Origin of the sequence: Oliverpabstia sp., from assembly GCF_022785585.1 — a bacterium.
GTDB classification, from domain to species: domain Bacteria; phylum Bacillota; class Clostridia; order Lachnospirales; family Lachnospiraceae; genus Oliverpabstia; species Oliverpabstia intestinalis.
The window spans coordinates 1-6,480 of record NZ_JALFPR010000065.1; the positions used below are offsets into that span (position 1 = coordinate 1).

The 6,480-nt window shown below is 42.3% G+C and carries 7 protein-coding genes and 2 pseudogenes; 8 read left to right on the plus strand and 1 reads right to left on the minus strand.

Features of this window, described 5'->3' with window-relative positions:
* From MSA64_RS04055 to MSA64_RS04080, 6 genes and pseudogenes are all read left to right on the plus strand, one after another.
* Positions 1 to 303 (plus strand): hypothetical protein (locus MSA64_RS04055; RefSeq protein ID WP_287890665.1); only part of this gene is annotated, 303 nt, incomplete at its 5' end.
* A 46-nt stretch (positions 304 to 349) separates the two neighbouring features.
* Positions 350 to 694: an ATP-binding protein gene (locus MSA64_RS04060; protein ID WP_330639043.1), complete on the plus strand. Its 345-nt coding sequence runs from the start codon at positions 350 to 352 to the stop codon at positions 692 to 694.
* Positions 693 to 1,493, plus strand: a pseudogene (locus tag MSA64_RS04065) (DUF3427 domain-containing protein); the annotation flags it as partial. The gene MSA64_RS04060 and the pseudogene MSA64_RS04065, both read left to right, overlap by 2 nt.
* A 12-nt stretch (positions 1,494 to 1,505) precedes the next feature.
* Positions 1,506 to 1,901, plus strand: coding sequence for an 8-oxo-dGTP diphosphatase MutT (gene mutT / locus MSA64_RS04070; protein WP_022399343.1), 396 nt, complete (start codon positions 1,506 to 1,508; stop codon positions 1,899 to 1,901).
* Positions 1,902 to 2,114: 213 nt separating this feature from the next.
* Positions 2,115 to 3,275: an MFS transporter gene (locus tag MSA64_RS04075; RefSeq protein WP_287890667.1), complete on the plus strand. Its 1,161-nt coding sequence runs from the start codon at positions 2,115 to 2,117 to the stop codon at positions 3,273 to 3,275.
* A 92-nt stretch (positions 3,276 to 3,367) separates the two neighbouring features.
* A complete protein-coding gene (locus MSA64_RS04080; protein ID WP_287890669.1) occupies positions 3,368 to 3,970 on the plus strand; it encodes a class I SAM-dependent methyltransferase in 603 nt (200 codons plus the stop codon).
* A gap of 42 nt (positions 3,971 to 4,012) precedes the next feature.
* On the opposite strand, the gene MSA64_RS04085 is transcribed toward MSA64_RS04080, so the two are convergent.
* Entirely contained in the window at positions 4,013 to 4,792 is a 780-nt protein-coding gene (locus MSA64_RS04085) for a LysR family transcriptional regulator substrate-binding protein (protein WP_287890671.1), read from the minus strand.
* Between the two features lie 60 nt (positions 4,793 to 4,852).
* Here MSA64_RS04085 and MSA64_RS04090 point away from each other — a divergent pair, with 60 nt between their 5' ends.
* Together MSA64_RS04090 and MSA64_RS11950 are read left to right on the plus strand one after the other, a co-directional pair.
* Positions 4,853 to 6,094: an adenine deaminase C-terminal domain-containing protein gene (locus tag MSA64_RS04090; RefSeq protein ID WP_287890673.1), complete on the plus strand. Its 1,242-nt coding sequence runs from the start codon at positions 4,853 to 4,855 to the stop codon at positions 6,092 to 6,094.
* A gap of 159 nt (positions 6,095 to 6,253) precedes the next feature.
* Positions 6,254 to 6,460, plus strand: a pseudogene (locus tag MSA64_RS11950) (MATE family efflux transporter); the annotation flags it as partial.
* Positions 6,461 to 6,480 lie beyond the last annotated feature (20 nt).

A 6,480-nucleotide genomic window follows, 5' to 3' on the forward strand; every position in this document is an offset into this window, starting at 1 on the left:
TTAACCGGAGAAGATTACAAAAAGATCTTTGAACAGACAGGAATCGTAGATATCAGTGTCCTGGACGAAGCAAGAAATCGAACCGAACGCTACGGTCTATTGGTAGATGCAATTGTGGGGTGCCTTGTAAACGAAAGCAAAGACGAAGTAACAGAAGGGATCCTTACTTCCCGTGAGATTTATCGTACAGTGAGGGATGACGAGAGATTTTCGATAAATCCTAATCTGGATGAAATTGAAGATATCCTTAAATTCCTGGCATCGCCGTTGATAGGGTGTGTGGGGAAAAATAAGGATGGATAATATGCGATTGGATCGTTGAATGAAGTGGCGAAGAAGTTTCAGTTTTATGCGAAGAGTTGTAAGAGGACGAGTTAAGAGAAAGGAATTATTATATGAAAGAATATTTACCTTTTACAGACAAAATAAAATAAGATTAAACGATTTAACCTATTCTGATATTTGTAATATAAGAGAACAAGGTATTGAGGAAGGCTATAAGATAGAATTTAAAAGTCAATGGGATGAAAACTTCAAGAAGAAACATTTATGTCAAACTATTGCATCTTTTGCAAATGCAGAAGGTGGTTGGTTATTAGTAGGTATAGAAGACGGTACGGGAAATTATGTAGGAATCGAAAAACAAAGAAGTGATTTTAGTCAAACAATTGCTCAAAATATAATGAACCCATAAACTTCTGAATCGTATGCTAAAGTATCATCATGGACTGTTGAATATTTTGCAGCAAGCGCTGGAGAAAAAATATCATCGTGCTATGACAGAAAACTGCGCGGAAAATGTAGTAAATATCATGACGAATGAATTTCCAACCAGTGCGGCAAAGAAAACGTATGCTTCCTGTGTTTTTCTTGAAAAAGAAGGGAAAGATTATCGGGTTTCCAAAAATTTTGAAAAGATGTTGGGAAATCGGGAGTTTTATGAGATACTGGAAGAAGTTGTGGAGTTTGGTATCGCCCGGTATCAGACGAACTACAGTAGGACATATCAGGATACGGATCTGGTATTATATCAGAAATATACGTATGAGGATGCCTGCCGGTTGTTAAACTGGGAGCGTAATGAAGTTCCGTTGAATATCGGTGGGTATAAATATGATAAGAAGACAAAAACATTTCCTGTATTTATCAATTATGATAAACAGGAGGATATCAGCGATACAACAAAATACGAAGATCATTTTCTCACAGCGGATCGTCTGATTGCTATTTCGAAAAGTGGGCGAAGCAGGGATTCAGAGGATGTGCAAAATTTCCTGAAAGCAAAGGAACGGGGGATTGATGTACAGCTTTTTGTGAGAAAGAATAAGGATGATAAAATTTCCAAAGAATTCTATTATCTTGGCCGGATGACAGCTACCGGTCGAACCGAAGAATTTGTCATGGCTAATACGGACAAGACAGCGGTAGAGATTGAGTGGGCGTTGGATACGCCGGTCAGAGAAGATATTTATGAGTATATTATTAATGGATAAAGGAGACGCAGGATGAAGACAATTAAGGTAGTGGCAGCGATTATTATAGACAACGGAAAGGTATTTGCAACGCAGAGAGGCTACGGTGAATTCAAGGATGGTTGGGAATTTCCGGGAGGTAAGATTGAAGAAGGGGAAACAGCCCGAGAAGCAATCGTTAGAGAAATCCGGGAAGAACTGGATACGGAGATCCAGGTGGAAGAACTTCTGGACACCGTGGAGTATGATTATCCGAAGTTTCATTTGTCGATGGATTGCTTCATTTGTACAGTGAAGTCTGGAGATTTGGTGCTGAAGGAGCACGAGGCAGCGAAATGGCTGACGAAGGAGACGCTGGGGAGTGTGGAATGGCTGCCGGCGGATGAAGGGTTGATTGAGAAGATCAGGGAGTATATCCAGAAAAATTGAAAATATCTTCCGCACATGATAATATAATGAATAGTTAAGCAGAATAACCGGCAACAATATCAATAATTTCTCTGATAATCACAAATTTTCCCGTGACAAGTCATATATTTTAACGTATAGTAATAGATAGAAAACAAATGTCAACCGGCGATGGAAACCTTTGGGACGCCCTTTTCCATCGTCGGTTGTACTATGAAAGAGAAGGAGAAAAAGATGTATACACTATTACTACTGTTGATTTATCTGGCATTTATCAGTCTCGGACTGCCAGATTCTCTTCTGGGTTCTGCCTGGCCGGTGATGCACGAGGCTTTTCAGGTTCCGCTGTCTTATGCGGGTCTGGTAACTATGATTATTTCCGGAGGAACCATTTGTTCCAGTTTGATGTCTGAGCGTCTGACAAAGAAATTCGGTACACAGATTGTAACTGTGTTCAGCGTTATGCTTACTGCAATCGCATTATTCGGATTTTCTACGGCTAGTGCCTTCTGGATGCTCTGTCTATGGGCCATTCCCTATGGACTGGGTGCGGGAGCGATTGATGCTGCACTGAACAACTATGTAGCGCTTCATTATAACTCCAGGCATATGAGCTGGCTGCATTGTTTCTGGGGACTGGGAACCATTATCAGTCCATATGTGATGAGCTATGCACTGACCACATCGGTGTGGCAGAACGGATATCGCATGGTATCTTTTATCCAGATCGGAATAGCATTGATTCTTTTCGTGACACTGCCGATATGGAAGGTGAATAAAAAAGAAACTGCGCAGGAAGAAAAGGCAGAAGAAGAGATGGTAGGCATCAAAGGTGCACTGAAGATCAAAGGCGTTCCGAATCTTCTTCTTGGATTTTTCTCCTATTGTGCACTGGAATCAGCGGTGATTCTGTGGGGAAGCAGCTATCTGGTAGGAGCAAAGGGAATCTCTGCGGAACGTGCAGCAGCCTTTGCGTCCCTGTTTTGCATCGGTATCACACTTGGAAGATTTCTGGCAGGTTTTATTACAGAGAAAATGGGAGACCACAAGATGATTCGTCTGGGCATCGCTATCATTCTTGTTGGATGTATCGGTATGTTGTTACCGGTATCCATCGATGAATTTGCACTGTTTGGTCTGGTTATTATGGGACTTGGCTGTGCACCGATTTATCCATCTATCATCCATGCAACACCGTCCAATTTCGGAGAGAAGAACTCCCAGGCGATCATCGGTATCCAGATGGCAAGTGCTTATGTGGGATCTACTTTTATGCCGCCGCTGTTCGGACTGATCGCAAACCATATTTCTGTCGGTTTACTTCCGGTTTATGTATTGTTCTTCCTGATTCTGATGTTCTTTATGCTGGAAAAGACATTTAAGCTGGTGAAATAGTAATAATCAAACAGCTTCCGGGTTACGTGTCAGTTTCCTGAAAGCTGTTTTTGATTTGCATAATTTTATTTGTAACAGAAAAGGATATAAATATGTATAAAGAAAACAAGGATATAACATTACAATATTATAATCAAAATGCCGGTTCTTTTGTCAGCGGTACAGTTCACGCAGATCTGACAGATACACTGAATCGGTTTTTAAGCAGACTGGAACCGGGAGCGGCAATTCTTGATTTTGGCTGTGGTTCCGGCAGAGATACCAAATATTTTCTGGAACATGGATATCAGGTGGAGGCCATAGACGGATCCGAAGAACTGTGTAAAATCGCCAGTGCCTATACAGGAATTCCGGTACGCCAGATGTATTTTCAGGATCTGGATGTCCGGGAGCAGTATGACGGTATCTGGGCGTGTTCTTCGATTCTGCATCTGGAAAAAACAGAATTAAGACCTGTGCTGAAAAAAATGGCGGATGCCCTGCGTCCCGATGGATGGATCTACACTTCTTTCAAATATGGAGAGTATGAAGGGATGCGAAACGGCAGATATTTCACGGATTTCACCTGGAGCAGTTTCCAGAGATTCATCCGTGATACCGAATCACTTTCCATAGCAGAATCCTGGGTGACCGGTGATGTGCGTCCGGAAAGGGAAGAAGAAAAGTGGCTGAATCTGCTGTTGCAGAAGCGATAATAGAGAATGGCACAAAAACCATCCGTTGTATCAGTGAAATCCTTATTTATTCCGTGCAATTTCAATAAAATCCCTGGCGTATTTGGGAAGATAAGTTCCCCTGCGAAAAGCGATGCTCAGTGTTGTAAAGATTCCTTTTTCACCGACAGAAAAACAAGCCGGTTTTCTGGAAAAATCCATATTTTGTAAATATGTTTCCGGCGTAAAACACATGCCCATTCCCTGCATACAAAGTTTTACACAGGTCTCCGTGTTCCGGCTTCGAACCGGTACACGGGGCTGGACACCGGCGCGATCCAGGGCTTCAAGAACCAGTTTTCCGGTGGTCTGTTCCGGAAAATGGAGAATAAAAGGTTCGCTGGCAAGCGTGGACAGATCGATTCTCGGATACCGGTCGGAGGGAGACTGATATCCGGAAGATGCCATCGGATGATCCGGTGGCATAACCAGAAGAATTTCCTCTCTTTTCAGCAGTTCGTATTCCAGTTTTGGATGTTCCCTCGTTTCATTAAAAATTCCAAAATCAAGCTGATCATTCAACAGAAGTTTTTCCTGAATAGAGTATGCCTCTTCCCAGATGCTGACATTGACATTCGGGTATTTTTCTGAAAATTCTGCCATAATCTGTGGAATCATACAGCTGCTTCGCATCAGTGGAACAGCAATATTCAATTCCCCTTCGTTATTTTCCGTCAGATCTTTCAGTTCTTTTTCCCAGTCTTGTTTTACCTGAAGAATTTTACGGGCGTATTCCATGTATTTTCTTCCGGTATAGGTCGGCACATAAGTATTTCCATTTCGGCTGAAGAGTTTCGCCCCCATTTCCCGTTCCAGTTTTTGCAGATGCTTGGTGAAAAAGATGTGGTCTGCGTTGGCGAGATTATGAATTATCGGGAAATTATCCGGGAAAATCATCTGGAGATCACAAAATTTCTGGATTATCTGCGGCAGGAACATCCGGGATATGTGATTGAAGGACATTGTCCGTCTCTGGTGGATCTGGATCTTGCAAAATTCCTGTATCTTGGCATTAATGGAGATCATACAGAACATACCCTGGAAGAGGTAAAACAGCGGATCGAAAATGGAATGTTCTTTGAGATCCAGGATAAGATGTTGAAGCCGGAAGTGTTATCGTATATCTGTGAAAATCATTTATTTGAATATTGTTCTTTTGTGACAGATGATACGATGGCAGATGTTTTATATGAACAGGGGCATCTGAATACTGTAGTACAAAAGGCGATAGAGATGGGATTTCCAAAGGAACAGGCGATTTACTGTGCGACCTATACACCGTGTCAGAGAATGCATTTTTATGACCGGGGTGTGATTGCTCCGGGAAAACTGGCAGATTTTATCCTTCTGAAGGATCCGGCAAAATTACTGGAGCCTGAAACGGTGTTTAAAAATGGAATTTCCATCTATAAAAAAGAGGACAGACATGCATTCCCCGTAGAACCATATGCATTCCCGGAAGATTTTTATCACAGTGTTTCCATTCTGGAAGTAACACTTTCGGATTTTGAGATAAAAGATCCGATCGAAGAGGGAGAAGTGACGGTGCGGGTGATAAAAGTACATCCGGATCGCACCCAGACCACGGAGAAACTGGTAACCATGCAGGTAAAAGAGCATAAGATCTGCTGGCAGGAAAGCGGATGTCTGCTGGCGATGGTACTGGAGCGGCATGGAAAAAATGGAAATATCGGTTATGGATTTCTGACAGGTTCGTGTCAGAGAGAGGGAACCGTAGCAACTACATTTTTTCATGATCACCACAATCTGTTTGTTGCGGGAAATGATCCGGAGGATATGTTGTTCGCCGTACAGAGAATCGGAGAATTGCAGGGCGGTTTTCTTACAGTAAAAGATGGGCAGATTCTCTCGGAACTTGCATTACCTGTCTGTGGAATTCTTTCGGAGGCATCCATTGAAGCAACAGGAAGCGCGCTGAAAGAAGTGCGGGAAAGCCTGATCGATCTGGGATATGAGCATCATAATCCGATCATGTCTGTGGGAACGCTTGGACTCCCTGTAAGTCCTGCATTGAAACTGACCGATCATGGATTGATCGATGTAAAAAGAGGAGAAATCGTGCCTCTGGTGTTATCCTGTTTTTGATTTTTTTACGGGATTTGCTATATACTGTTTCATAGTTCATCGGAGGGTAATTTGTTGCATTGCATATCTGGGATCATTTCAAAAAACGGATCCCGGATTCATTGGAAGCAAGAGTCGGATAAGATGTCAGGTTGAGACACCTGTTTCTTATCCGGCTTTTTCCATAGAGATCTTCTGGCGGGTATCCTTTCTTCCGATTCTGAGGTGATCCTGGCAGCGGCCGATTATCTGAAAGCATATGCGATCGACTGTATTTTTACGGCGGTATTCTTCTGTTACATCGGTTTCTACAATGGTATCGGCATGACCAGGTTCGTTATGATTCAGGAAATATATGAAACGTTAAAGAAAATTTTGTACCATTGATTTTTTAAAATTAATATTGT